A 22930-nucleotide genomic window follows, 5' to 3' on the forward strand; every position below is an offset into this window, starting at 1 on the left:
CACAAGCTTAGTGGTTGGCCGGCTTTTTTGCCTGCTCCTCCACGGTGGCCTGTGCAGCATTGCGTAACGCTTCTTCGGCCTGTTGCCGTCTTAGATGCTGCCAGTGTGCCAGTACGGCTGGCGGCGCCCAAAGCTGCGGTTCCGAGGCCTCGAAACCTTCCTTTTGTTCTCTTTCGGCAACGCTGGCGCGCGCCAGTTCAAACGCTTGTTTCAGGTCGTCGGTCTGGTTCAGCGCTTCGGCGAACAGGGCGTCGCCAAAGTAGGTGAAATCCGCTTCTTCCGAGCAGCCGAAAGACACCCGGTCGGCGCGGGCGGCGGTGATGATCACCGTGCGATCATCCTTGAGCGGGGCGATATAGCCCCCTGAATAGCAGGCGGAAATGACGATTATCTTGTCGCGATCTTTCAGCGGTGCCAGGGCACTGGCCAGCTCGTCGGCGGGCAGGTCGGCCAGTTGCAGGCGCGGCTGGTCGAGCACCAGTTGGTGGTCCTGGCTGCCGTGGCTGGTGAGGTAGATGAACACCAGGTCCTCGGGGCCGCTGCGCTCGGCCAAGGTGCGGGCGGCGCGGGTGAGGTTCTCGCGGGTGGCCATGGGGCGGCTGGCCATATGGTCGCGGTGGTTGACCAGCGTGACCTGGCCGCGGGCGCCAAAGCGGACCTTGAGCATGTTGCTGACATAGTCGGCTTCGCGCAGAAACACGCTTTGCTGGCCGTCGCCGGCCACTACCAGGCTGTACAACTGGATCGCCGGCGCGGTGTGCGGTACCCGCGCCAGCGCGTCTTCAAGCAGATGGCCCTGGTTGAGCAGGGCCAGGTCCAGCGGGTCGGGCAACAGCGCGCCCTTTTCGTCGCGCACGCGTACGCCGTTGACCCAGGTGCCGCCCTCGACTTTGCCGTTGGCCAGGGTCAGTCGGCCGTAGCCGTGGTAGGCATCGTTTTCGAAGCCACCGGTGTACTTGCTGCCATCAGCCAGCTGCAGGCTGCCCTGGCCAGACAGGTGCCAGTCGACGAAACCGCCCTTGTAGTGGCTGCCATCACTGCCGAGCAGTTCGCCCTCGCCAATCAATGAGCCGTCCTTGAACGCGCCGATCCAGACGTCACCGTCGGCGCTTTCATAGCGCCCGCGGCCTTCCAGGCGGTTGTCCTTGAACTCGCCGATGTACTGTTCGCCGTCGACGCTGTCGTAGGTGCCGCTGCCTTGCAGCAGGCCATCGACGAAACGGCCGCTGAACTGGTTGCCGCTGGCATCGCTGCGCACCCCGGCACCGTTCGGTTTGCCTTTGGCGAAAAGGCCCTGGTAGCGGCTACCGTCGGCCAGCTCCAGCTCGCCCGCGCCTTCGTACTGGTCGTCCTTGAACTGGCCGCGGTAGGTCTGGTCGGCTTGCTTGAGGGTGCCTTCACCGTCGCGCCGGCCGTGCTTGAAAGTACCGGCATAGTGGCTGCCCGGCGTGGTCAGGTCACCCAGGCCCTGGAACAGGCCCTCGGCGAACTGGCCCCGGTAGACTTCACCGTTCTGGCCGTGCCACTCGCCCTGGCCATGCCACTGGCCATCCTTGAAGCCGCCGGCGTACCAGCTGCCGTTGGGGTAGTCGATGCGCCCCTCGCCCTGCAGCAAGCCGTCAACCACCTCACCTCGGTAGCGCCCGCCGTCGGGCAGGCGTGCGTCCGGAGGCAATAGCGATTCGCCATCTCCGCACGCGGCTAGCAACAGGACCAAGGTGATGGGGAGCAATGGACGCATGGTGGAGACCGGGCAATAGGTCTGCCGAGTATGACGCAGAATCTGGGGGTGAGACAGACACACATGCCCTGTGGGCGCGGGTAAACCCGCTCCCACAAGGGTGTGCAACAGGCTTTCTGCGTGGGGAGATCAGCGCCCGCCCGGCGACACGATGATCTTCACGTTCTCCTCCTTGTTGTTGACCAGTTCTTCAAAGCCCAGCTCGACGATCTGCTCCAGCCCGATCCGGCCCGTCACCAGCGGTCGGATATCCAGCCTGCCGTCAGCGATAAAGGCGATGACATCGGCAAACTCCCCGTTGTACGCCAGCGCCCCGAGCACCTGCTTCTCGGTGGACACCAGCTCGAAGAAGTTGAACTCGCTGGGTTCTTCGAAAATGCCCACCAGCACGCATTTGCCCGCCTTGCGCAGGGTGTCGATGGCCAGTTTTGCGGTGTGCTTGTTGCCGATGCACTCGAAGCTCACATCCGCGCCAAGCCCGGCAGTCAGTGTGCGGATTTCTGCCAGGGCATCGCACTGGCTAGGGTCTAGCACGACGCTGGCGCCCACTTCGAGAGCCTTGGCCTTGCGCGCCGAAGACATCTCCAGGGCGATGACCTTCGCCGCGCCTGCGGCCTTGGCGCACATGATGGTGCACAGGCCGATGGTGCCCGCGCCAACCACCACCACGGTTTGCCCAAGCAGGCTGCCGGCTTTTTTCACGGCGTGCATGCCGACCGCCAACGGTTCGATCAGCGCGCCGGCTTCTGGCGGGAAGCCCTGTGGCAGTCGGTACAGCAAGTTGGCAGGGACGTTGACGCGTTCTGCGAATGCGCCGTTGTTCATCAGGCCGGTAAAGGCCAGGCGCTCGCAGATGTTGTACAGCCCATGGGTGCAGTAATAGCACGTGCCGCAGTGCTGGCAGGCGTCCGCCGCCACCGGGTCGCCGACCGCAAAGCCCTCGACGCCTTCGCCGAGTTTGGCGATTTCGCCGCAAAATTCGTGGCCGAGGATGCATTGCCCCTGAATGCCGGTCAGCGGGTGGGGCGCGTCCACCGGAATGAACACCGGGCCGGCGAGGTATTCGTGCAGGTCGGAACCGCAGATGCCGCACCAGTCCACTTTGATCTGCACCCAGCCAGGCGCGGGGTCGGCAGGCAAGGGCACCTGTTCGACGCGGATATCGTGACGGCCATGCCAGACGGCAGCGCGCATGTGGGTGTGGCTCAGGTCATTCATTTTTGTTGTCTCCAGGCTCACGCGTAAGGTTCAGTGCTTGCGCAGGAAGGCGAGCAACTGCTGGTTGACCTGTTCGGCCGCCTCCATCTGCACCATGTGGCCAGCATCTGGCAGCACCAGTACTTCGGCCTCCAGCCCGTCGGCATGGCTGGCCGGGATGATCGCGTCCTTCCCGCCCCAGATCACCAGCGCCGGGTGCTGCCCCAGCACGCCCCGCAGGTCGTGGCGCTGCTGGTCGCCTTCGGCAATGGCCGCCCCCAGCTGGCGCAATGCCGCGTCGACGCCTTCCAGCCGCTTGAACTTGAGCATGTCCTCCAGCAACTGCCGGGTAACCAGCGCCGGGTCGGCAAACAGCTGCACCATCTGCGGCTTGAGTGCATTGCGGTTGGCAGCGGCCACGAAGCCTTGCAGGTACTGGCCGTTGATCGCTGTGCCCAGCCCGGCACTGGCCACCAGGCTCAGGCTTGCCACCCGCTGCGGCGCCAGGCGTGCCACGTTGAGGCTGACTGCGCCGCCCATCGAATGCCCGGCCAGGTGGGCCCGGGGGATCTCCAGGTGGTCGAGCAGTGCCAGTACCGCTTCGCTAAGTTCATCCAGGTCCCCGCGTTGCAGCGCCTTGGCCGACTCGCCATGCCCGGGCAGGTCGAGCGCGATGACGCGGCGTTCGGCGGCCAGCGCCGGGTGGTTGAACAGCCAGTTGTTCAAATCACCGCCAAAGCCGTGCACCAGCACCAGCGGCGTACCGCCTTCGCCCAGTTCGAACCAGCGCAACAGGCGGCCGCCCACTTCGGCTTTTTGCGGGGCTGGGCCCTGCGCCTGGTCTGCACCACCTTCGGCGACGAACTCGGCCTGGAAGCGCTGCACCACGGCGTCGATCTCGGCCTCGTCGGCTTCGCCTTCGACCACCACCGCCAGCAGCGCACCGACCGGCAGGGTTTCATCCGGCTTGGCCACCAGGCGGCGCAGTACACCGCTGAAGGGGGCTTCGACGCTGCTGCTGATCTTGTCGGTCTCGACGTCCAGCACTTCGTCGCCCTTGCTGATGGCGTCACCTTCCTGCTTGAGCCAGGTATCCACCCGGCCCTCGGTCATCGACAAGCCCCACTTGGGCATGGTCAGCGTATGGATCTGGCTCATGCGGCGCTCCTTGCGGCTTCGATTACCTTGCGCACGGCGGCCTCGATTTTCGCCGCGTCGGGGATGTACAAGTCTTCCAGGGCGTCGGAGAACGGCACCGGCGTATGCGGCGCGGTGACCATCTCGATCGGGCCCTTGAGGGCGCCGAAGGCTTTTTGCGCCACCAGTGCACTGATGTCGGTGGCTATCGAGCAGCGCGGGTTGGCTTCGTCGATCACCACCAGGCGGCCGGTCTTCTCGACGCTTTCGAGAATGCTGTCTTCATCCAGCGGGCTGGTGGTGCGCAGGTCCAGCACTTCGCAGTCGATGCCCTGGCGGGCGAGGTTGTTGGCGGCCTCCAGGGCCACATGGACCATGCGCCCATAGGTCACCAGGGTCACATCGTCGCCGTCGCGCAGGAAGTTGGCTTCACCGAACGGCACCGTGTAGACCTCTTCCGGCACTTCGCCCTGCATGCTGTAGAGCAGTTTGTGCTCGCAGAAGATCACCGGGTCGTTGTCGCGTATCGCCTGAATCAGCAGGCCCTTGGCATCGTAGGGCGAAGAGGGGCAGACCACCTTCAGCCCGGGAATGTGCGTCCACAACGAGGTGAGCATCTGCGAGTGCTGGGCCGCCGCGCGCAGGCCGGCGCCGTACATGGTGCGCATCACCAGCGGGGTCACCGCCTTGCCGCCGAACATGTAGCGAAACTTGGCGGCCTGGTTGAGGATTTGGTCCAGGCAGCAGCCGGCAAAATCCACGAACATCAGTTCGCACACCGGGCGCAGACCTTGGGTCGCGGCACCCACGGCGGCGCCGACATAGCCGATCTCGGACAGCGGCGCATCCAGTACTCGGCCTGGGAACTGGTGGTAGAGGCCTTTGGTCACGCCCAGCACGCCGCCCCAGGCATCCTCTTCGCCGGGGGCACCGGCACCGCCGGCGACGTCTTCACCGATGATGAACACGGTGCTGTCACGGCGCATTTCCTGGGCCAGGGCTTCGTTGATGGCCTGCTGGTAGCTGATCTTTCTTGCCATGGTGATTCTCCTCTTGTTCTTTTAATCCGCAGCTCAGGGGTAGCTGACGTAGACATCGCTGAGCAGGTCGGCGGGCTGTGGCTTGGGATCGGATTTGGCACGGCGCACGGCGTCTTCGATCAGGTCTTCGACACGGGCGTCGATGGCGTCCAGTTGTTCGGCACTGAGCAGGCCGGCGCGGGTGGTCTTGTTGCGGAACTGCATCAGGCAATCACGGGTTTCGCGCAGGTTCTTCACTTCATCCGGGGCGCGGTAGGTTTGCGCGTCACCCTCGAAGTGGCCGTAGTAGCGGCTGAGCTTGACCTCGATCAGCGAGGGCCCTTGCCCGCTACGCGCCCGTTCGATGGCGGCGCCGGCAGCCTCGTACACGGCGAAGAAATCGAAGCCGTCGATGGTCACACCCGGCATGCCGAAACCGGCGGCGCGGTCGGCAATGTGGTCGCAGGCCACCGACCAGTTCGAGGCCGTTGCCTCGGCGTAGCCGTTGTTTTCGGCGACGAAGATGCATGGCAGGTTCATGATCGCGGCCATGTTCATGGCTTCGAACACGGCGCCCTCGTTGGAGGCGCCGTCACCGAAGAAGGCCACCGACACGTCATCGCGGCCCTTGAGCTTGGCGGCCAGGGCAGCACCGGCAACCAGCGGCGCGCCGGCCCCGACGATGCCGTTGGCGCCGAGCATGCCCTTTTCCAGGTCGGCAATGTGCATCGAGCCGCCCTTGCCGCCGCATACGCCCGTTCTCTTGCCGTAGATCTCGGCCATCATGCCGTACACATCCACGCCCTTGGCGATGCAGTGGCCGTGCCCGCGGTGGGTCGAGGCAATGCAGTCGCTGTCGCGCAGGTGGGCCATGACCCCTGCAGCGGAGGCCTCCTCGCCAGCATAGAGGTGGACGAACCCGGGGATCTCGCCGGTGGCGAACTCCACGTGCAGACGCTCTTCGAATGCGCGGATGGTGCGCATCACTTCATAGGCATGCAGCAGTTGTTCGGTACTGAGTTGATTGGACATCTTGTTGTTCTCCAGGGTTGTCTCAACACGCGGTTGCAGGGTGTAGCCGGTGGCCGCGCGGGACGGCCAGCAGGTGATGGCGGGCGGCGTGGGCCAGTACGGCCTCGACGTCCACGGTCAGGGGGCCTTGGTGGTCCAGGGTGATGCTGGGGGTGTCGTGTTCGGCGAATTCGATCTCGCGTTCGCCGTCCAGGGCCAGGGTGCCGCTGGCCAGGCTCAGGCGATGGGCGACACCGGGCGTCAATGAGCCGCTGGCGGTGATGCCACAGCCTTGCAGCACACCGGGCGCCAGCGGTGCGAGCAGGGCCTGTTCGGCGCCAGGGTTCAGGCGTACCCAGGCGCCGTGAGCATCCAGGCGTGAAACCGGGCACCACAGGCCGCACAAGGCGGACAGGCCAATGGCGTGGGGTTCGGCGAAGCAGGCGAATACTTCGCTGAGGTCTTCGCTGCGGCTCAGGGCCCGGGCGCCGATGAAGCGCTGGGGCGACACGGCGACTTCCACCAGGGCCCATTCGGCCAACTGCTGCTCGGGCACCTTCACCAGCAGGCGCTTGTTGCGGCGCAAGCCGATGCTGGCAGGTACCCGGCCGCTGGCGAGCAGGCCGCCGGCCAGGCCGGCGCTGGTGGCTTCGCGCAATTCAGGGAAGGCATTGTTGGTGCCGGTGGACAACGCCAGCAGTGGCGTGTCGCCGGCCTCGGCAGCAACGGCTTTGTGGGTGCCATCGCCGCCAAGTACCGCGATCATCGTCACGCCTTGCTCGACCATGCGCCGGGTGGCCAGGCGGGTATCGGCAACGGTCTGGGTCAACGGCAGGTCGATGATCTGGAGGGTTGGCCAGTGCTGATCGCGAGCGCCCGGGCCTTGGCTGGCCTTGAGCACGGCGGCGGCGATGCCGGTCATGTCGGTGGGCAGCAGAACCTTGCCGATGCCGGTGGCACCGAAGGCGGCGAGCAGGCGCTGGATCGCCGAAGCCTTGTCGGTGCTCGAATAGAGCCCGGCACTGGCAGTCAGGCGGCGCAGGTCGCGGCCAGAGGCAGGGTTGGCAATGATCCCGACAGTTGGGGTGGGTTGCGGCATGGCGCACCTCATATTCTTGTTTGCCATGGGCAGAGCAAGGTGGGTGCCAGCTTTGCTCGGCAGGCCTGAAGTGGCCGCCTTAGAGCGGTTGCGGGATAGCACCAGGCATGTGCCGGGCGGCCCCTGCGAGACGCCGCGTGCCGCGCCGGGGCCGTGTTTGCCGAGACGCTGAGACGCAGCGTCTCAAGCCAACCGGTAATCACACAGTGCTTGTCGGGGCATGCCTGGAAGCGCTTAATGGCCGCACAACGACAAAAACAGCAACGAGAACCGGAGGGCCTGAATGCTTGCCGCGAACTCCCGAGCCCATGTCGACTGCGTCAGCCGGGTGCTGAAAAACGCCGATCGCCTGCCCCAGGCGCCGGTGCCGCCGCTGATCCTCGACTCCTGGCGCCGCTCCATGGACCTGTATCGCCTCGATCCAGGCTCGCAGCAGGGGCCACGTATCCTTTCCCAAAGCCTGCTCAACGAATGCCGCGAACGCGCCGAGCTGTTCTTGCGCATCGCCAGCGATGCGGTGGCGCGGCTGCATGAACGGGTGCGCGGCGCCGACTATTGCGTACTGCTTACCGATGCCCAAGGGCAGACCATCGATTACCGTGTCGAGTCGGCCATCCGCAACGACTGCCGCAAGGCCGGGCTGTACCTCGGCACGTGCTGGTCGGAGGGCGAGGAGGGTACCTGTGGGGTGGCGGCGGTGCTGACCAGCAAGGCGCCGGTCACGGTGCACAAGCGCGATCACTTTCGCGCCGCCTTCATCGGCCTGACCTGCACCGCGGCGCCGGTGTTCGACCCGCTCGGCGAGCTGCTTGGCGTGGTGGATGTGTCCGCCTTGCAGTCCCCGGATGATCGCCGCAGCCAGCACCTGATCCGGCAGTTGGTCGAGCAGACTGCGCGCGAGATCGAAAACGCGTTTTTCATGCACAGCGCCCAGGGCCATTGGGTCATGCGTGCGCATGGCACACCGGGCTACGTCGAGAGCCAGCCGGATTACCTGCTGGCCTGGGATGCCGACGGCCGTCTGCAGGCGCTCAACAGCCTGGCCCGCCAGCGGCTGGTGGAGCGCCTGGGCCGCTTGCCCGAGCATATCGGCGAATTGTTCGACCCGGGCCAACTGCGCTGCATCAACGAGGCCTCGGCGCAACGCCTGCCTGGCTGGGGCGAGCTGTATGGCCGGGTCAGCGCACCGCAACGGCGCCCGCAAGCGCAGCGGTTGCGCCAGGCGCAGGATGCGCGCATCGAGCAGCACTTGCGCCTGGCCACGCGGGTCAAGGACTGCAACCTGGCGGTGCTGGTGCAGGGTGAGACAGGCGCCGGCAAAGAGGTTTTCGCCCGTCAGTTGCACCTGCAAAGCCTGCGGCGTGAAGGGCCCTTCGTCACGCTGAACTGCGCAGCCATCCCCGAGAGCCTGATCGAGAGCGAGCTGTTCGGCTATGTGGCCGGGGCATTCACCGGGGCTTCCAGCAAAGGCATGCAGGGGCTTTTGCAGCAGGCTGATGGCGGCACGTTGTTCCTCGACGAGATCGGCGACATGCCGCTGAATCTGCAGACCCGCCTGCTGCGTGTGCTGGCCGAGGGCGAGGTGGCGCCACTGGGGGCTGCGCGGCGTGAGCGGGTGGATATCCAGGTGATCTGCGCGACGCACCGGGATCTGGCGGCGATGGTGGCGGACGGGCGTTTTCGCGAGGACCTGTATTTCCGCCTGGCCAACGCCAGGTTCGAGTTACCGCCGCTGCGGGATCGGGAGGACCGGTTGGGGTTGGTTCATCAGTTGTTGGCCGAGGAAGCGGAGGCGTGCGGTGTCGAGGTGATGCTGGCGGATGATGCATTGCAGGCGCTGTTGCTGTATCGCTGGCCGGGCAACTTGCGCCAGCTTCGCCAGGTGTTGCGCTATGCCTGTGCGGTGAGTGAAGGCGGCTGGGTCAGGCTTGAGGATTTGCCGCAGGAGGTGCGTGGCGATGCGTTGCCCTCTGGCGACCGTGGCCTTTCCAGCCCGGCGCGGCAGCTGTTGCTCGATGCCTTGATCCGGCATCGCTGGAAGCCGGCGGATGCGGCGCGGGCGTTGGGGATTTCGCGGGCGACGTTGTATCGGCGGGTGCATGAGCATCGTATCGAGATGCCGCGGATGAAAGGGTGAGATCTCATAGGCAACACACCCCTCAAGGCATGCACCTATCAGCATCACCTACTTCCTGCAGCCAATAAAAAACCCCGGAACAAGTCCGGGGTTTTCATCACATCACACTACACAATCACTCCTGGCTAGCCAGTTTGTGCTCGAGGTAATGAATGTTGACGCCGCCTTTGCAGAAACCTTCATCACGCACCAGGTCGCGGTGCAGTGGGATGTTGGTCTTGATGCCGTCGACGACGATCTCGTCCAGCGCATTGCGCATGCGCGCCATGGCTTCTTCGCGGTCCTTGCCGTAGGTGATCAGCTTGCCGATCAGCGAGTCGTAGTTCGGTGGAACCGAATAACCGCTGTACAGGTGCGAATCGACGCGAACGCCGTTGCCACCCGGTGCGTGGAAGTGCTTGACCGTGCCTGGGCTCGGGATGAACTTCTTCGGGTCTTCGGCGTTGATCCGGCACTCCAGGGAGTGACCACGGATCACCACGTCTTCCTGGCGGAACGACAGCTTGTTGCCAGCGGCGATGCTCAGCATCTCCTTGACGATGTCGATGCCAGTGACCATTTCCGACACCGGATGCTCAACCTGTACGCGGGTGTTCATCTCGATGAAGTAGAAGTTGCCGTTCTCGTACAGGAACTCGAAAGTACCCGCACCGCGGTAGCCGATTTCGATGCACGCATCGACGCAACGCTTGAAGACTTCCTGACGGGCCTTCTCGTCGATGCCCGGTGCCGGCGCTTCTTCCAGTACCTTCTGGTGACGGCGCTGCAGCGAGCAGTCACGGTCGCCCAGGTGGATGGCGTTGCCCTGGCCGTCGGACAGTACCTGAACTTCCACGTGACGTGGGTTGGTCAGGAACTTCTCCAGGTAGACCATCGGGTTGCCAAACGCAGCACCGGCTTCGGTACGGGTCAGCTTGGCCGAGGAAATCAGGTCCTCTTCCTTGTGCACCACACGCATGCCGCGACCACCACCGCCACCGGCGGCCTTGATGATCACCGGGTAGCCGACGTCACGGGCGATTGCCAGGGCGACTTCTTCGTCTTCCGGCAGCGGGCCATCAGAGCCCGGTACGGTCGGAACGCCCGACTTGATCATCGCGTCCTTGGCCGAAACCTTGTCGCCCATCAGGCGAATGGTGTCAGCTTTCGGGCCGATGAAGGCGAAACCGGATTTTTCTACCTGCTCGGCAAAGTCGGCGTTTTCAGCCAGGAAGCCGTAGCCCGGGTGGATCGCGGTGGCGCCAGTGACTTCGGCGGCAGCGATGATCGCCGGGATGTGCAGGTAGGAACCTTTGGAGGGCGCAGGACCGATGCAGACCGACTCGTCTGCAAGACCCAGGTGCATCAGTTCGCGGTCAGCCGTGGAGTGCACGGCGACGGTCTTGATGCCCAGCTCTTTGCAGGCACGCAGGATCCGCAGGGCAATTTCCCCGCGGTTGGCGATCAGGACTTTTTCGAGCTTCGCAGACATCGTTGGCTCTCCGCGGTTCAAACGATGGTGAACAGCGGCTGGTCAAACTCAACCGGCTGGCCGTCTTCTACCAGGATGGCGTCGATGACACCGCCGAACTCGGCTTCGATGTGGTTCATCATCTTCATGGCTTCGACGATGCACAGGGTGTCGCCCTTTTTCACCGACTGGCCAACTTCAGCGAAGTTCGGCGAGGTTGGCGATGGTTTGCGGTAGAAGGTACCAACCATCGGCGAACGCACCACGGTGCCTTTCAGGGCCGGGGCAGCGGCTTCGGCGACCGGGGCAGCAGCAGCGGCAGCGGCCGGGGCAGCTACAGGTGCGGCAGCCATCGGGGCCGGTGCGTAGAACTGCTGAGCTGCTGGGGTCTTGCTGTGACGGCTGATACGGACCGACTCTTCGCCTTCCTTGATCTCCAGTTCGTCGATGCCAGACTCTTCCAGCAGTTCGATCAGTTTCTTGACTTTACGGATATCCATTAATCATCAACTCCCAAGGTTCGGTCAGGGGGCGTAATTGAAAACGTGTCTAGAACGTTTCTCTCAAACCCCGGCCCACTTAGGCCAGGGTCTCTGTCATCAGGGCTGTGCGTTGGCAGCCAGTTGTTCCAGCGCGGACTCCAGGGCCATGCGATAACCGCTGGCGCCCAGGCCGCAAATCACCCCTACGGCCACATCGGAAAAGTAGGAGTGGTGGCGGAACGGTTCGCGTTTGTGCACGTTGGACAGGTGCACTTCGATGAATGGGATGCTCACCGCAAGCAATGCGTCACGTAATGCGACACTTGTGTGGGTGAAAGCAGCCGGATTGATCAGGATGAAGTCCACACCCTCGTTGCGTGCGGCGTGAATACGGTCGATCAGTTCGTATTCGGCATTGCTCTGCAGGTATTGCAGATGGTGGCCTGCGGCGCGGGCACGTTGCTCCAGGTCCTGGTTGATCTGGGCCAGGGTCACGGCGCCGTAGTGGCCCGGCTCGCGGGTACCGAGCAGGTTGAGGTTGGGGCCGTGAAGCACCAGTAGCGTAGCCATCTGCGGATTCCTTGGATTTGTAGGGCAATTCGACACAGCGCGGCGAGTGTGCCGCAAAGCGACGGCAAGTGTCCAGTTCCCGGCAATAGCCAGCACGATGTCCGAGATTCGCGCGAAGTATGTGACCGGATGATTAAATCCGGTCACCGTGCAGAGGATTTTCTGCGGCCCGCCGAAAGTTATAGACCGAGTTTGCCGCGCACGCGCGCCAGAACCTCGGCAAAATCGCCGGCGTTTATCTCGCCAATGACCCGATCGCTGGTCATTTCGCTGCCGTTCGCTGCAAAGAACAGCAGCGCGGGCGGGCCGAACAGTTGGTAGCGATCGAGCAGGGTGCGCTGCTCGGCATTGCTGTCGGTGATGTCGAAGCGCAGCAGCTTGAACGCGCCCAGCTGCGCTTGGACCTGCGCGGCGTTGAGCACTTCGTGCTCGATCACCTTGCAGCTGATGCACCAGTCGGCGTACCAGTCGAGCAGCACCGGCTGGCCGGCGGCCTTGGCCTGGGCCAGGGCGGCGTCCAGCGCGGCGGGGGTAGTGATGGTCTGCCAGGCATCCGCGGGGGCGGTAGGGCCAGCACTGCCAGCAGCCACGCCGGGCGCCGGCAAGGGGCGCAGCGGGTCGCCCTGGCCATTGAGCGCCCCGTACCAGCAGGCCAGGGCGTACACCAGCAAGGCCAGGCCCAGCAGTTGTGCCAGGCGCTGGCGCGGGGTTTTGATAACGAACTCCACGGCGCCGAGGAACACCGCCACACCGCCGGCCAGGAAGCCGACCAGCAGCAAGGTCAGCGGCCCGGGCAGTACGCGGCTGAGCAGGCCGATGGCCAGGCCCAGCAGCAGCACACCGATGGCGTTTTTCACCGTGTTCAGCCACGGGCCGCTCTTCGGCAGCCAGGCCGCGCCGCCGGTGGCCACCAGCAGCAGCGGCGCACCCATGCCAAGGCCCAGGGCGAACAGCTTGAGCGCACCGCCCAAGGCATCACCACTGGCGCTGATATAGAGCAGGGCACCGGCCAGCGGTGCCGACACACAGGGCGACACCAGCAGGCTGGAAAGTACACCCAGCACCGCTGCGCCGAGCAACGAGCCACCCTTGGTGCGGCTGGCGACGTTGTCGAGGCGGTTGCTCAAGGCTTGCGGCAGCTTGAGCTCGAACAGGCCGAACATGGCCAGGGCGAACACCACGAAAAACAGCGCGAAGGGCACCAGCAGCCAAGCCGACTGCAGGCGCGCCTGCAGGTTGAGGCCGGCACCGAACAGGCCCATCAGCGCGCCCAGTACCGCGAAGCTGACCGCCATCGGCAGGATGTACGCCAGTGACAGCGCCAGCCCGCGCAGCCCACCGACCTGGCCGCGCAGGACCACGCCCGAGAGAATCGGCAGCATCGGCAGTACGCAGGGGGTGAAGGTCAGGCCGACGCCGGCGAGGAAGAACAGCAACAGCGATTTCCAGTTCCAGCCCTGTTCACCGGCCGCCGGCGCAACAGCGGCGGCACCGCCTTCGCCGTCGATGCTCAGGCGCTCGGTTTCCGGCGGGTAGCACAGGCCCTTGTCGGCGCACCCCTGGTAACCCACCAACAGGGTGAACGCGCGTGAGTCGGTGCGGGGTAGTTCGATGTCGAGCACACCGTGATACACCTCGACGTCACCGAAGAATTCGTCGTGCTTGGCTTCGCCCTTGGGGATGTTGGGCGTGCCCAGGGCCACGTCGGCCGGTTCCGTGCGGAACTGGAAACGGTGGCGGTAAAGGTAGTAGCCGTCGGTGGCGACGAAGCGCAGTTTGATGTGCTGGGCGTCGGCCTGGATCAGGCTGAGCTTGAATGCTTCGTGAACGGGCAGGAAATCTGCGGCGTTGGACAAGGAAGCGGCGCCGAGGGTGGCGCTTGGGCGGTTGTCGAGCAGGCCCGTAGCGAAGGCAGGGCTGGCCAGCAGCAGGAACAGCAGGAGAAACAGGCGGCGCATGGCGGACTCGCGAGGTGGAACGTGCTGGGCATGATAACGGAGTTGGTCTGGATTTGGCGTGTGGCGTCTGGGCGAGCGACACATGGCCGCTGTTGCTTGTATCGCCTGTACCGGCCCCACAGGCAGACGATCAGACCCTGAACGCACGCACAGCCGTGCTCAGCTCGCTGCCCAGGTTCAGCAATTGCTCGCCTTGCTCGCGCCCCTCGCCAATGCGCTGCAAATTGTCCTCACCCAACGCATGAATCCGCTCGCTATGGTCGCGAATCTCGCTCACCGCGCCGCTCTGCTGAGCCGTGACATCGGCAATGCGCACTGCGGTATCGGCAATGGTGCCAATGGCGCGGACAATTTCGTCCAGCGCGCCGTCAGCGGCCTGGGCCTGGCTGGCAGTGGCCTCGGCATGTTCGAGTTGCGCCCGCATGCCCGCCACCGAGCCCTTGGCCGCCTGCTGCAAGCGGTCGATCAGCGCCTGGATCTCGCCCGTCGCACCGGTGGTGCGTTGTGCCAGGGAGCGCACTTCGTCAGCCACCACGGCAAAGCCGCGGCCCATTTCGCCGGCGCGCGCAGCTTCGATCGCGGCGTTGAGGGCCAGCAGGTTGGTCTGCTCGGCAATCGAGCGAATCACCGTCAACACACCACCAATGGTGGCAGACTCTTCGGCCAACTGTTCGATCATGCGGGCATTGCCCTGCACCTCGTCGACCAGTTCACGCAAACCGGACAAGCTCTGGCCGATCACCGCCTGGCCGCGTTCCACCGCACGCCCCGCATCATGGCTGGCGTCGGCGGCGGCGCTGGCATCGCCGGCCACTTGCTGGATGGTGGCCTCCAGTTCAGCGAGCGCGTCGCGGATCTGCCCCGTATCGCCGGCCTGGCGCTCGGCCCCGTCGTGCAGGGCGGCACTCATGCCGGCCAGGGCGTGGCTGCTGCCGGCCACCTGCTCGGCGTTGTGGCGCAGGGTGCCGACCAGAGCCACGAGGTACTGGCGCAGGCGGTTGAGCGATTCCTGTATGTCGTGCAGCTCGCGGTTGGTCTTGCCCAGGGCGATGGGTTCGGCGAAATCGCCCTCGGCCCATTGCGAGAGGGCCGGAGCCAGGCTGGTCAGGGTTCGCGCCAAGCGCCGCTGCAGGGTGTCGATGAGCAGGGCGATCAGCAGGATCAGGCCGATCATCAGGCCTTGGCTGATACGCACTTCGGCGGCGATCCGCGCATGCTCGCCGCGGACCTGTGGCTCCAGCCCGGCGATGGCCTGTTGCACCGCTTCCAGGCGCTGGCCCGCGCTGGCGGCCAGGGCGGCGCGGCGTTCGATCTGCTCGCGGGTGCGTTGCAGTTCGGCCGGGTAGCGATTGAGCAGGCTTAGCAGTTCGCGCTTGAGGCCGACGGCGATGTCTTCCTGCTGCTCGCTGGCTTGGGTCTGCAGGCCCATCATGGCGGCGAAATCGTCGGCATTGGACTCGGCCGCTCGGGTCACGCCAAGCAACGGCAGGCTGTCGATGGCCTGGGCCTGGGCGCGGATCAGTTGCAGTTCGCGCTCCACTTCATCGGCCAGTTCAGGGCGGCCACTGCTGACCAGCTTGTCGCGGGCCAGCGACAGGCGCCCGAGGTGCACGGTGGCGTCGAGTAGCGGCAGCAGGTAGCGGTCGGCCTCGGCACTGCTGCTGTCCCGGGCGTAGCCGGCCAACTGTTCGAAGTTGGCCCCCAGTTCGCGCTCGGCCTGCAACAGCAGCGCTTGCGGGTCACCGGCCAGCTTGCCGGCCGCCAGCAGTTCGTCGGCGGTAAAGGCCTGCAGGCTGTCGAGGCTGGGGCGCAGTGTGCCGGCCAACGCCTCGGGCCATTCGGCCAAAGCCGCCTGTAACTGCTGGTTGGCCTCCATGGCGGCGGCGTGGCGCAAGGCGTCACCTCTGCCCAGGTAGGCCTGGATGTTGCGCGCAGCCTGGTTCTGGAACTGCTGGGACAGGCCCAGGTAGCGCTCCATCATCTGATAGGGGCGCTCCAGGGCACGCTGCGACCACCACAGGGTCGCGCCCAGGGCGATGCAGACGGTCACCAGCAACAGGGTGTTGAAATTGGTCAGCCACTTCAGGCGCATAGCCGCGAACTTCCTGCGGGGAGTGGGAGAAGTAAGCGCCTGAAGTTATTGCGGTTTTGTTACGCAGTGATGACGGCTGGGGCTCGCTGTGAGAAATAGATGGCATTTGGCCTTTATCGGCCCCTGCAAAGGCCTAGGGTTCGACCCGCACCACGCAGTTACGCCCCGCATGCTTGGCCCGGTACAACGCCTCGTCAGCCGCACTGGCCATGGTCAGCGCATCCAGCTCATCGTCCAGTTGCACCACGCCTGCGCTGAACGTGCAGTTCAGGTCACGCGGCTGCGCCGGATAAAGAATTTCGGCAAACCGCCGCCGGATCTCGTCCAGCACCTTGTGCGCGGCATCCAGTGCGGTATTGGGCATGACGATGGCGAACTCTTCGCCACCATACCGGCCAATGAAATCGGTCTTGCGCAGCCGTTGCTTGAGGAACAGTGCCAGGCTCTTGATCACCCGGTCGCCCATCGGGTGCCCGTGGCGGTCGTTGATCTGCTTGAAACGGTCGATATCGAGCATGGCGAAGCTCAGCGGCTGCTGCTCGCGCCGGGCGCGGTAGCAGCAGTCTTCGAGCAATTGCAGGATGTGGGTGTGGTTGTACAGCCCGGTGAGGCTGTCGCGGACCATGCGTGACTTGAGGTGGCGGGCTCGGGCGGCACGGTTGCGCACGGTGGTGATCAGGTGGCGCGAGCGAAACGGCTTGGTCAGGAAGTCATCGCCGCCCTCGCTCATGGCATCGAGCTGCTTGTCCAGGTCGTCCTCGGCCGACAGGTAGATGATCGGCACACTGACGTAGCGGTCATTGTGGCGGATCACCTTGGCCAGCTCCGGGCCGGTGCAGGCCGGCATGTACAGGTCGAGGATGATCAGGTCGGGCTGGAAGTCGGCCAGTTCCGCCATGGTGCGGATCGGGTCGGTCAGGCTGCGGGTGATCATGCCCGCGCTGGCGAGCACGCGCTCGGTGTGCAGGGCCTGGGTGCGCGAGTCGTCGATGATCAATACCCGCAACGGGTCGTGCGGGGTCGCGCTGGTCAGCAGTTCGACCTTTTCCAGCAGGCTGGAGGCTTCCAGCGTGCCGGTGAGGAACTCCTTGCCGCCGGCGCGCACCGCCGCCAGGCGGGTAGGGGTATCGGTTTCGTGATGGCTGAAGAACAGCAGCGGAATGGGATGCGGCAAACCCTGCTGGGCCTGGGCCTGAGCTTGGGCTGCCAGGAGCAGGCCCTGGCCGCTACCGGTGAAGTCCACGTCCATGACGATGGCCGAAGGCGGGCATTCACTGAGCGATGCGTGGAAGGCATCGGCACTGAACAGGGGCTGCACGCCAAGGCCGAAGAACTCCAGCTGTTGGGCCAGGCGCTGGGCACGCTCGTGGTCCTGCAAAAGGATGTACACCGGCTTGCGCAGGGGCAGCGGCACCTGGTTGAGCGGGTCATCCTTGCGCAGGCCGGTACGCGACAGGTGCTGGGCGGGGCACTGCTGGCTCGGATCGACTGCTTGGCTCATGTCCTGGCTACTTTTGGGTGGGTGGTATGCAGGTTCGATGATGGCTCTATGCTAGCAGCTCTTTACCTTTGGGTGAGTGCCCTCCATCAACAAAGGGTTTAGAACGAATATTCAGTTACCGACCCACTGGTCGCTTATGCGTACGGCAGTGTCTGCTTTATAGTGCAGCGACGCGGGCTTGCCGTGGCACCCTGGCGCACGCCTGTGGTCAAAGCCCCTGAACCGTCGAGACTGATTAAGGACAATGCCATGCTGGACTGGAAAAACCGCGAGGCCAAAGCCGAACCCCGCGAGCGTGTTGATGGCCGTGGCGCCGCCGCCCGTAGCTACCTGGGCGGGCTCTGGAGCCGTGCTCTGGGTACCCTGATCGGCCTGTACCTGTTGGTCTGCATCGGCCTGGGTTGGTACTGGAGCCAGGAGCCGGAGCTGTTCCCGGTGCAGCAGAACGCCCAGACCGCGGCCGAGCGCAATGGCCAGCAGATGGTGGTCGGCTACACCACCATCGAAACCCTCAAGACTGTCGCCGGTACCCTGCTGAACAAGCCGGGCGGTTACATCTCCAACGACCGCTTCCCGCCGGGGCTGTGGATGGACAACATGCCGAGCTGGGAATACGGCGTGCTGGTTCAGGTCCGCGACCTGTCCCGTGCCCTGCGCAAGGACTTCGCCCGTTCGCAGTCGCAGTCCACCGAAGACGCCGACCTGGCCAAGGCCGAGCCGCGCTTCAACTTCGACAACAAGAGCTGGATCCTGCCGTCGAGCGAGTCGGAATTCGAAGAAGGCATCAAGTCGCTCAACCGCTACCAGACCCGCCTCGCCGCTGGCGACAAAGGCGCGATCTTCTACACCCGTGCCGACAACCTGAACAACTGGCTGGGCGATGTGGCCACCCGCCTGGGTTCGCTGTCGCAGCGCCTTTCGGCCAGCGTTGGCCGGGTCAAGCTCAACACCACCCTGAAGACCGAGTCGGTGCAACCTGGCCAGGCGCCGCAGGTTGACGAGGAGGTTGTCGAAACCCCATGGCTGCAGATCGACAACGTGTTCTATGAGGCCCGTGGTCAAGCCTGGGCGCTGTCGCACCTGCTGCGTGCCATCGAGGTCGACTTCGCCGACGTGCTGGCGAAGAAGAACGCCACCGTTAGCGTGCGCCAGATCATCCGTGAGCTGGAAGCCTCGCAGGAAGCGCTGTGGAGCCCGATGGTGCTGAATGGCAGCGGCTTTGGCATGTGGGCCAACCACTCGCTGGTCATGGCCAACTACATCTCCCGCGCCAACGCTGCGGTCATCGACCTGCGTCAGCTGCTGTCGCAGGGCTGATCGTGGTCATCAGCACCAAGGAGGCCGCCCACCGGGCGGCTTCCGACCGTGAGCTGGTCGCCTGGGTCGACGAGGCCGATCAGGTACTGGGTGCCCTGCCCAGGGCTGAGCTGCGTGAGCGCGGCCTGATCGGCCGTTGCACGTTCATCTTGCTGTTCAATGGTGCCGGTGAGTTGTGCGTGCACCGGCGTACTTTGAGCAAGGCGCTGTACCCTGGGTACTGGGATGTAGCTGCAGGCGGCATGGTGACGGCGGGCGAGGGGTATGCCGAATCGGCAGCCCGGGAGTTGGCCGAAGAGCTGGGTGTCGATGGCGTTGCGTTGCGCTTTCATGAGCGCTTCTACTTCGACCAGCCTGATAACCGCTTGTGGTGTGCGGTGTATTCGGCGGTGTCCGATGCGCCTTTGCGCTTGCAGCCGGAGGAGGTGAGCGAGGCGCGGTTCATCAGCCTGGAGCAGGCCCAGGCAGAAAGCCTGGGCATGCCGTATTGCCCGGACTCGTTGGCGGCGTTGCAGCGGTATAGAGCCAGTCTGTAGGTGCGGGTTTAGCCGCAAGAGGCCGTCCCAGACACCTGCGTTTCATGGCAAGGGCTACGCCCTTGTTCGCGGGTAAACCCGCTCCTACACAAGCCCCCGATTTATCGTTACACTGCGCGCCCTTTTCGGGCTGCCGCAGGATCTTGCGGCAGTAGCGCCGCCCCTGCCAGAGTGGGGCTTCGCGGTCGGCTCCCGCCGACCAGTTTTTGTCCTCAGCACAGAGGAACAAAAGTGGCCAAGAAAGCTTCTTCCTTCGCCGCCCTTGGCGGTCTCGTTTACTCCACCGATGCCGGTCGGCACTGCCCCGACTGTGGCCAGCCGGTGGATGCCTGCACCTGCAAGCAGCAAGTCGTCCCCGAGGGGGATGGTATTGCCCGTGTGCGCCGTGAAAGCAAAGGCCGCGGTGGCAAGACCGTGACCACTGTCACCGGCGTGCCGCTGCCCCTCGATCAGCTCAAGGAGCTGGCCACCACGCTCAAGCGCCGCTGCGGTACTGGTGGCGCCTTGAAGGACGGGGTTATCGAGATTCAGGGCGACCATGTCGAGCTGTTGATCGGCGAGCTGACCAAACAGGGTTTCAAAGCTAAAAAGTCCGGCGGCTGAGGCCAGCGCGCGATTTTTTGCCCAGTGCTTTCTAAACTCGTTCCTGTTGGCAGGGTCTACCCCTGAACCGGACGAACCGTCATTTTCAGCTTTTACACTGCGCCGGCCCTTTTGTTGGGGCAGTGTCTTCGACTTATCTATAGGGGACTTGAATGTCCGTACGACGCACACGCAAAGACGATGGTAGCCAATGGACCGTGGCCGACAGCCGCAGTGTTTACGGCATCCGCCATTGGGGCGCGGGTTATTTCGCCATCAATGAAGCCGGGCGCGTCGAAGTGCGCCCCAATGGCCCCCAGAGCGCGCCGATCGACCTGTTCGAGCAGGTCGACGAGCTGCGCCAGAGCGGCCTGTCGTTGCCGTTGCTGGTGCGCTTCCCCGATATCCTGCAAGACCGCGTACGCCAGCTGACCGGTGCGTTCGACGCCAACATCGCGCGCCTGGAGTACCAGAGCCAGTACACCGCGCTGTACCCGATCAAGGTCAACCAGCAGGAAGCGGTGGTGGAAAACATCATCGCCACCCAGAATGTCTCGATCGGCCTTGAGGCCGGCTCCAAGCCTGAGCTGCTGGCGGTGCTGGCGCTGGCGCCGAAGGGCGGCACCATCGTCTGCAACGGTTACAAGGACCGCGAGTTCATTCGCTTGGCGCTGATGGGCCAGAAGCTGGGCCACAACGTGTTCATCGTCATCGAGAAGGAGTCCGAGGTCGCCCTGGTGATCGAGGAGGCCGCCGAGCTGAAGGTGAAGCCGCAGGTGGGCTTGCGTGTGCGCCTGTCTTCGCTGGCTTCGAGCAAGTGGGCGGACACCGGTGGCGAGAAGTCCAAGTTCGGGTTGTCTGCCGCCCAGCTGATTTCGGTGGTGCAACGCTTCCGCGATGCCGGCCTGGACCAGGGCATCCGCCTGCTGCACTTCCACATGGGCTCGCAGATCGCCAACCTGGCCGACTACCAGCACGGCTTCAAGGAAGCCATCCGTTACTACGGCGAGCTGCGTGCGTTGGGCCTGCCGGTCGATCACATCGACGTCGGCGGTGGCCTGGGTGTGGACTACGACGGCACCCACTCGCGCAATGCCAGTTCCATCAACTACGACATGGATGACTACGCCGGCGTGGTGGTGGGCATGCTCAAGGAGTTCTGCGACGCGCAGGGCCTGCCGCACCCGCACATCTTCTCCGAGAGCGGCCGTTCGCTGACCGCGCACCACGCCATGCTGGTGATCCAGGTGACCGACGTCGAGAAACACAACGACGACGTGCCGACCATCGAGAACAAAGAGGCCCTGCCGCAGACCGTGCAGTGGCTGGCCGACCTGCTCGGCCCGACCGACATCGAGATGGTCACCGAGACTTACTGGCGCGCCACCCACTACATGGGTGACGTGGCGGCGCAGTATGCCGATGGCAAAATCAGCCTGGCCGAGAAGGCCCTGGCCGAGCAGTGCTACTTCGCCGTGTGCCGTCGCCTGCACAACTCGCTGAAGGCACGCCAGCGTTCGCACCGTCAGGTGCTGGACGAGCTCAACGACAAGCTGGCCGACAAGTACATCTGCAACTTCTCGGTGTTCCAGAGCCTGCCGGACACCTGGGCCATCGGCCAGGTGCTGCCGATCATCCCGCTGCATCGTCTGAATGAGGAGCCGCTGCGTCGTGCGGTGCTGCAAGACCTGACCTGTGACTCCGACGGCAAGATCAACCAGTACGTCGACGAGCAGAGCATCGAGACCAGCATGCCGGTGCATGCGCTCAATGAGGGTGAGGACTACCTGCTGGGCGTGTTCCTGGTCGGCGCCTACCAGGAGATCCTGGGCGACATGCACAACCTGTTCGGTGACACCGACTCGGTGAACATCTACCAGAACGCCGATGGCAGCGTGTACCACGCTGGTATCGAGACCCACGACACCATCGAAGACATGCTGCGTTACGTGCACTTGTCGCCGGAGGAGTTGATGACTCACTACCGCGACAAGGTGGCCAGCGCCAAGATCAGCGCGCGTGAGCGGACCCAGTACCTTGATGCCTTGCGCCTTGGGTTGACCCGCTCTTCGTACTTGTCTTCGTGATCGTTGGGGCCGCTTAGCGGCCTTGCGTCGCGAAATTAGGGCGAAGCCCTCACCGAGGTCACCCCCGGTCTTTACCTGCTGACATTGGCTGGGTGCAGAACGTCGGCATAGCTGGCAACGGGGTTACCATGATCGGGCACTACGCAAAGAAGATGATGTAAAAGCCGCAGCGCGTTACATCGTCGCCAATCCCATTCGTGCCGGTCTGGTGCAGCGTGCTGGCGAGTACTCACATTGGGATTGTGTGTGGCTGTAGGTCAGCAGGTGAGGGCTGCGCCCTCATTTCGCGACGCAAGGCCGCTCCTACAGGCATCGCATAACCGCTGTAGGAGCGGCCTCGGCACTACCGAACCCACAACCCTGCACGGGATCGCGGTGCTTTTGTAGGAGCGGCCTTGCGTCGCGAAATGAGGGCGCAGCCCTCACCGAGGTCACACCCGGAAATGATCCATACATCGTCTACTGAATCACCATGACTACCTTTGAATGCAATATTCAAAGGAGCACGGCATGGACAGCCAAGGCAATCACCGTTTACGCATCGGCCGAGTCTCCGAACCCGGTCGTCTTTACCTGCTGACTGCTGTCACCCGCAGCCGCTATCCATTGTTTTGCAACATGTGGTTCGCCAGAGCGGTGATTCAGCAGTTGCGCCTGGCTGATCAACAAGGCAACTGCCAAACGCTTGCTTGGGTACTTATGCCAGATCATCTTCATTGGTTGATCGAACTTGGCCCCATCAGTTTGGGAAGCCTGATGTGCGCGTTCAAATCCAGAAGCAGCTGTGCTCTTTATCGGCTGGGTGCAGAACGTCGGCATAGCTGGCAACGGGGTTACCATGATCGGGCACTGCGCAAAGAAGACGATGTAAAAGCCGCAGCGCGTTACATCGTCGCCAATCCCATTCGTGCCGGTTTGGTGCAGCGTGCTGGCGAGTACTCACATTGGGATTGTGTGTGGCTGTAGGTCAGCAGGTGAGGGCTGCGCCCTCATTTCGCGACGCAAGGCCGCTCC

Annotated in this window: 18 protein-coding genes and 1 pseudogene; 7 read left to right on the forward strand and 12 right to left on the reverse strand. The window is 64.3% G+C overall.

What is annotated here, in order from left to right; translation table 11 throughout:
- Positions 1-7: 7 nt before the first annotated feature.
- From HU766_RS22360 to HU766_RS22385, 6 genes are all read right to left on the reverse strand, one after another.
- Positions 8-1741 (reverse strand): C13 family peptidase, encoded by a 1734-nt coding sequence (locus HU766_RS22360; protein WP_033703404.1) that lies wholly within the window; start codon positions 1739-1741, stop codon positions 8-10.
- A 129-nt stretch (positions 1742-1870) separates the two neighbouring features.
- The gene (locus HU766_RS22365; RefSeq protein ID WP_227697288.1) at positions 1871-2935 is read right to left on the reverse strand and encodes a 2,3-butanediol dehydrogenase; all 1065 of its coding nucleotides are present in this window, start codon (positions 2933-2935) and stop codon (positions 1871-1873) included.
- Positions 2936-2989: 54 nt separating this feature from the next.
- Positions 2990-4096 (reverse strand): acetoin dehydrogenase dihydrolipoyllysine-residue acetyltransferase subunit, encoded by a 1107-nt coding sequence (locus HU766_RS22370; protein WP_186660657.1) that lies wholly within the window; start codon positions 4094-4096, stop codon positions 2990-2992.
- On the reverse strand, positions 4093-5115 hold the full coding sequence (locus HU766_RS22375) for an alpha-ketoacid dehydrogenase subunit beta (protein WP_186660659.1): 1023 nt from the start codon (positions 5113-5115) through the stop codon (positions 4093-4095). The genes HU766_RS22370 and HU766_RS22375 overlap by 4 nt, the downstream gene beginning before the upstream one ends.
- A gap of 33 nt (positions 5116-5148) precedes the next feature.
- Positions 5149-6126 (reverse strand): thiamine pyrophosphate-dependent dehydrogenase E1 component subunit alpha, encoded by a 978-nt coding sequence (locus HU766_RS22380; protein ID WP_033703401.1) that lies wholly within the window; start codon positions 6124-6126, stop codon positions 5149-5151.
- 22 nt (positions 6127-6148) lie between these two features.
- Positions 6149-7204: an NAD(+)/NADH kinase gene (locus HU766_RS22385; RefSeq protein WP_186660661.1), complete on the reverse strand. Its 1056-nt coding sequence runs from the start codon at positions 7202-7204 to the stop codon at positions 6149-6151.
- Positions 7205-7487: 283 nt separating this feature from the next.
- Between HU766_RS22385 and HU766_RS22390 the strand changes: the two genes are divergently transcribed.
- A complete protein-coding gene (locus HU766_RS22390; RefSeq protein WP_186660663.1) occupies positions 7488-9341 on the forward strand; it encodes a sigma-54-dependent Fis family transcriptional regulator in 1854 nt (617 codons plus the stop codon).
- Between the two features lie 115 nt (positions 9342-9456).
- Here the strand turns inward: HU766_RS22390 and accC are convergent, their stop codons facing one another.
- The 6 genes from accC to HU766_RS22420 all read right to left on the reverse strand — a co-directional run bounded on the left by accC (position 9457) and on the right by HU766_RS22420 (position 17394).
- Positions 9457-10812: an acetyl-CoA carboxylase biotin carboxylase subunit gene (accC, locus tag HU766_RS22395; RefSeq protein WP_033703398.1), complete on the reverse strand. Its 1356-nt coding sequence runs from the start codon at positions 10810-10812 to the stop codon at positions 9457-9459.
- 17 nt (positions 10813-10829) lie between these two features.
- Positions 10830-11291 (reverse strand): acetyl-CoA carboxylase biotin carboxyl carrier protein, encoded by a 462-nt coding sequence (gene accB, locus HU766_RS22400; RefSeq protein WP_033703397.1) that lies wholly within the window; start codon positions 11289-11291, stop codon positions 10830-10832.
- Between the two features lie 99 nt (positions 11292-11390).
- The gene (aroQ, locus tag HU766_RS22405) at positions 11391-11843 is read right to left on the reverse strand and encodes a type II 3-dehydroquinate dehydratase (RefSeq protein WP_033703396.1); all 453 of its coding nucleotides are present in this window, start codon (positions 11841-11843) and stop codon (positions 11391-11393) included.
- A gap of 179 nt (positions 11844-12022) precedes the next feature.
- Positions 12023-13801, reverse strand: coding sequence for a protein-disulfide reductase DsbD (locus HU766_RS22410; RefSeq protein ID WP_186660665.1), 1779 nt, complete (start codon positions 13799-13801; stop codon positions 12023-12025).
- A gap of 130 nt (positions 13802-13931) precedes the next feature.
- On the reverse strand, positions 13932-15893 hold the full coding sequence (locus HU766_RS22415) for a methyl-accepting chemotaxis protein (RefSeq protein WP_186660667.1): 1962 nt from the start codon (positions 15891-15893) through the stop codon (positions 13932-13934).
- A 133-nt stretch (positions 15894-16026) separates the two neighbouring features.
- Positions 16027-17394, reverse strand: coding sequence for a diguanylate cyclase (locus HU766_RS22420; RefSeq protein ID WP_186660674.1), 1368 nt, complete (start codon positions 17392-17394; stop codon positions 16027-16029).
- 249 nt (positions 17395-17643) lie between these two features.
- Here HU766_RS22420 and HU766_RS22425 point away from each other — a divergent pair, with 249 nt between their 5' ends.
- The 6 genes and pseudogenes from HU766_RS22425 (at position 17644) to HU766_RS22445 (ending at position 22882) form a co-directional block, all read left to right on the forward strand.
- The gene (locus HU766_RS22425; protein ID WP_033703391.1) at positions 17644-18711 is read left to right on the forward strand and encodes a DUF2333 family protein; all 1068 of its coding nucleotides are present in this window, start codon (positions 17644-17646) and stop codon (positions 18709-18711) included.
- A 2-nt stretch (positions 18712-18713) separates the two neighbouring features.
- Entirely contained in the window at positions 18714-19247 is a 534-nt protein-coding gene (locus tag HU766_RS22430; protein WP_033703390.1) for an NUDIX hydrolase, read from the forward strand.
- Between the two features lie 231 nt (positions 19248-19478).
- Entirely contained in the window at positions 19479-19850 is a 372-nt protein-coding gene (locus HU766_RS22435; RefSeq protein WP_186660677.1) for a translation initiation factor Sui1, read from the forward strand.
- Positions 19851-20002: 152 nt separating this feature from the next.
- Positions 20003-21916, forward strand: a complete 1914-nt coding sequence (gene speA / locus HU766_RS22440; protein WP_033703387.1) for an arginine decarboxylase — start codon at positions 20003-20005, stop codon at positions 21914-21916.
- A gap of 97 nt (positions 21917-22013) precedes the next feature.
- Positions 22014-22172: pseudogene (locus tag HU766_RS26280) on the forward strand (transposase); the annotation flags it as partial.
- Positions 22173-22426: 254 nt separating this feature from the next.
- On the forward strand, positions 22427-22882 hold the full coding sequence (locus HU766_RS22445; RefSeq protein ID WP_186660679.1) for a transposase: 456 nt from the start codon (positions 22427-22429) through the stop codon (positions 22880-22882).
- Positions 22883-22930 lie beyond the last annotated feature (48 nt).

Origin of the sequence: Pseudomonas sp. SWRI77 (assembly GCF_014269105.1) — a bacterium.
Taxonomy (GTDB): domain Bacteria; phylum Pseudomonadota; class Gammaproteobacteria; order Pseudomonadales; family Pseudomonadaceae; genus Aquipseudomonas; species Aquipseudomonas capeferrum.

Bases quoted from the DNA above. Each gene is read 5' to 3' on its own strand.
- HU766_RS22360 (WP_033703404.1), bottom strand. From the start codon at position 1,741: ATGCGTCCATTGCTCCCCATCACCTTGGTCCTGTTGCTAGCCGCGTGC.
- HU766_RS22365 (WP_227697288.1), bottom strand. From the start codon at position 2,935: ATGCGCGCTGCCGTCTGGCATGGCCGTCACGATATCCGCGTCGAACAG.
- HU766_RS22370 (WP_186660657.1), bottom strand. From the start codon at position 4,096: ATGAGCCAGATCCATACGCTGACCATGCCCAAGTGGGGCTTGTCGATG.
- HU766_RS22375 (WP_186660659.1), bottom strand. From the start codon at position 5,115: ATGGCAAGAAAGATCAGCTACCAGCAGGCCATCAACGAAGCCCTGGCC.
- HU766_RS22380 (WP_033703401.1), bottom strand. From the start codon at position 6,126: ATGTCCAATCAACTCAGTACCGAACAACTGCTGCATGCCTATGAAGTG.
- HU766_RS22385 (WP_186660661.1), bottom strand. From the start codon at position 7,204: ATGCCGCAACCCACCCCAACTGTCGGGATCATTGCCAACCCTGCCTCT.
- HU766_RS22390 (WP_186660663.1), top strand. From the start codon at position 7,488: ATGCTTGCCGCGAACTCCCGAGCCCATGTCGACTGCGTCAGCCGGGTG.
- accC (WP_033703398.1), bottom strand. From the start codon at position 10,812: ATGTCTGCGAAGCTCGAAAAAGTCCTGATCGCCAACCGCGGGGAAATT.
- accB (WP_033703397.1), bottom strand. From the start codon at position 11,291: ATGGATATCCGTAAAGTCAAGAAACTGATCGAACTGCTGGAAGAGTCT.
- aroQ (WP_033703396.1), bottom strand. From the start codon at position 11,843: ATGGCTACGCTACTGGTGCTTCACGGCCCCAACCTCAACCTGCTCGGT.
- HU766_RS22410 (WP_186660665.1), bottom strand. From the start codon at position 13,801: ATGCGCCGCCTGTTTCTCCTGCTGTTCCTGCTGCTGGCCAGCCCTGCC.
- HU766_RS22415 (WP_186660667.1), bottom strand. From the start codon at position 15,893: ATGCGCCTGAAGTGGCTGACCAATTTCAACACCCTGTTGCTGGTGACC.
- HU766_RS22420 (WP_186660674.1), bottom strand. From the start codon at position 17,394: ATGAGCCAAGCAGTCGATCCGAGCCAGCAGTGCCCCGCCCAGCACCTG.
- HU766_RS22425 (WP_033703391.1), top strand. From the start codon at position 17,644: ATGCTGGACTGGAAAAACCGCGAGGCCAAAGCCGAACCCCGCGAGCGT.
- speA (WP_033703387.1), top strand. From the start codon at position 20,003: ATGTCCGTACGACGCACACGCAAAGACGATGGTAGCCAATGGACCGTG.
- HU766_RS22445 (WP_186660679.1), top strand. From the start codon at position 22,427: ATGGACAGCCAAGGCAATCACCGTTTACGCATCGGCCGAGTCTCCGAA.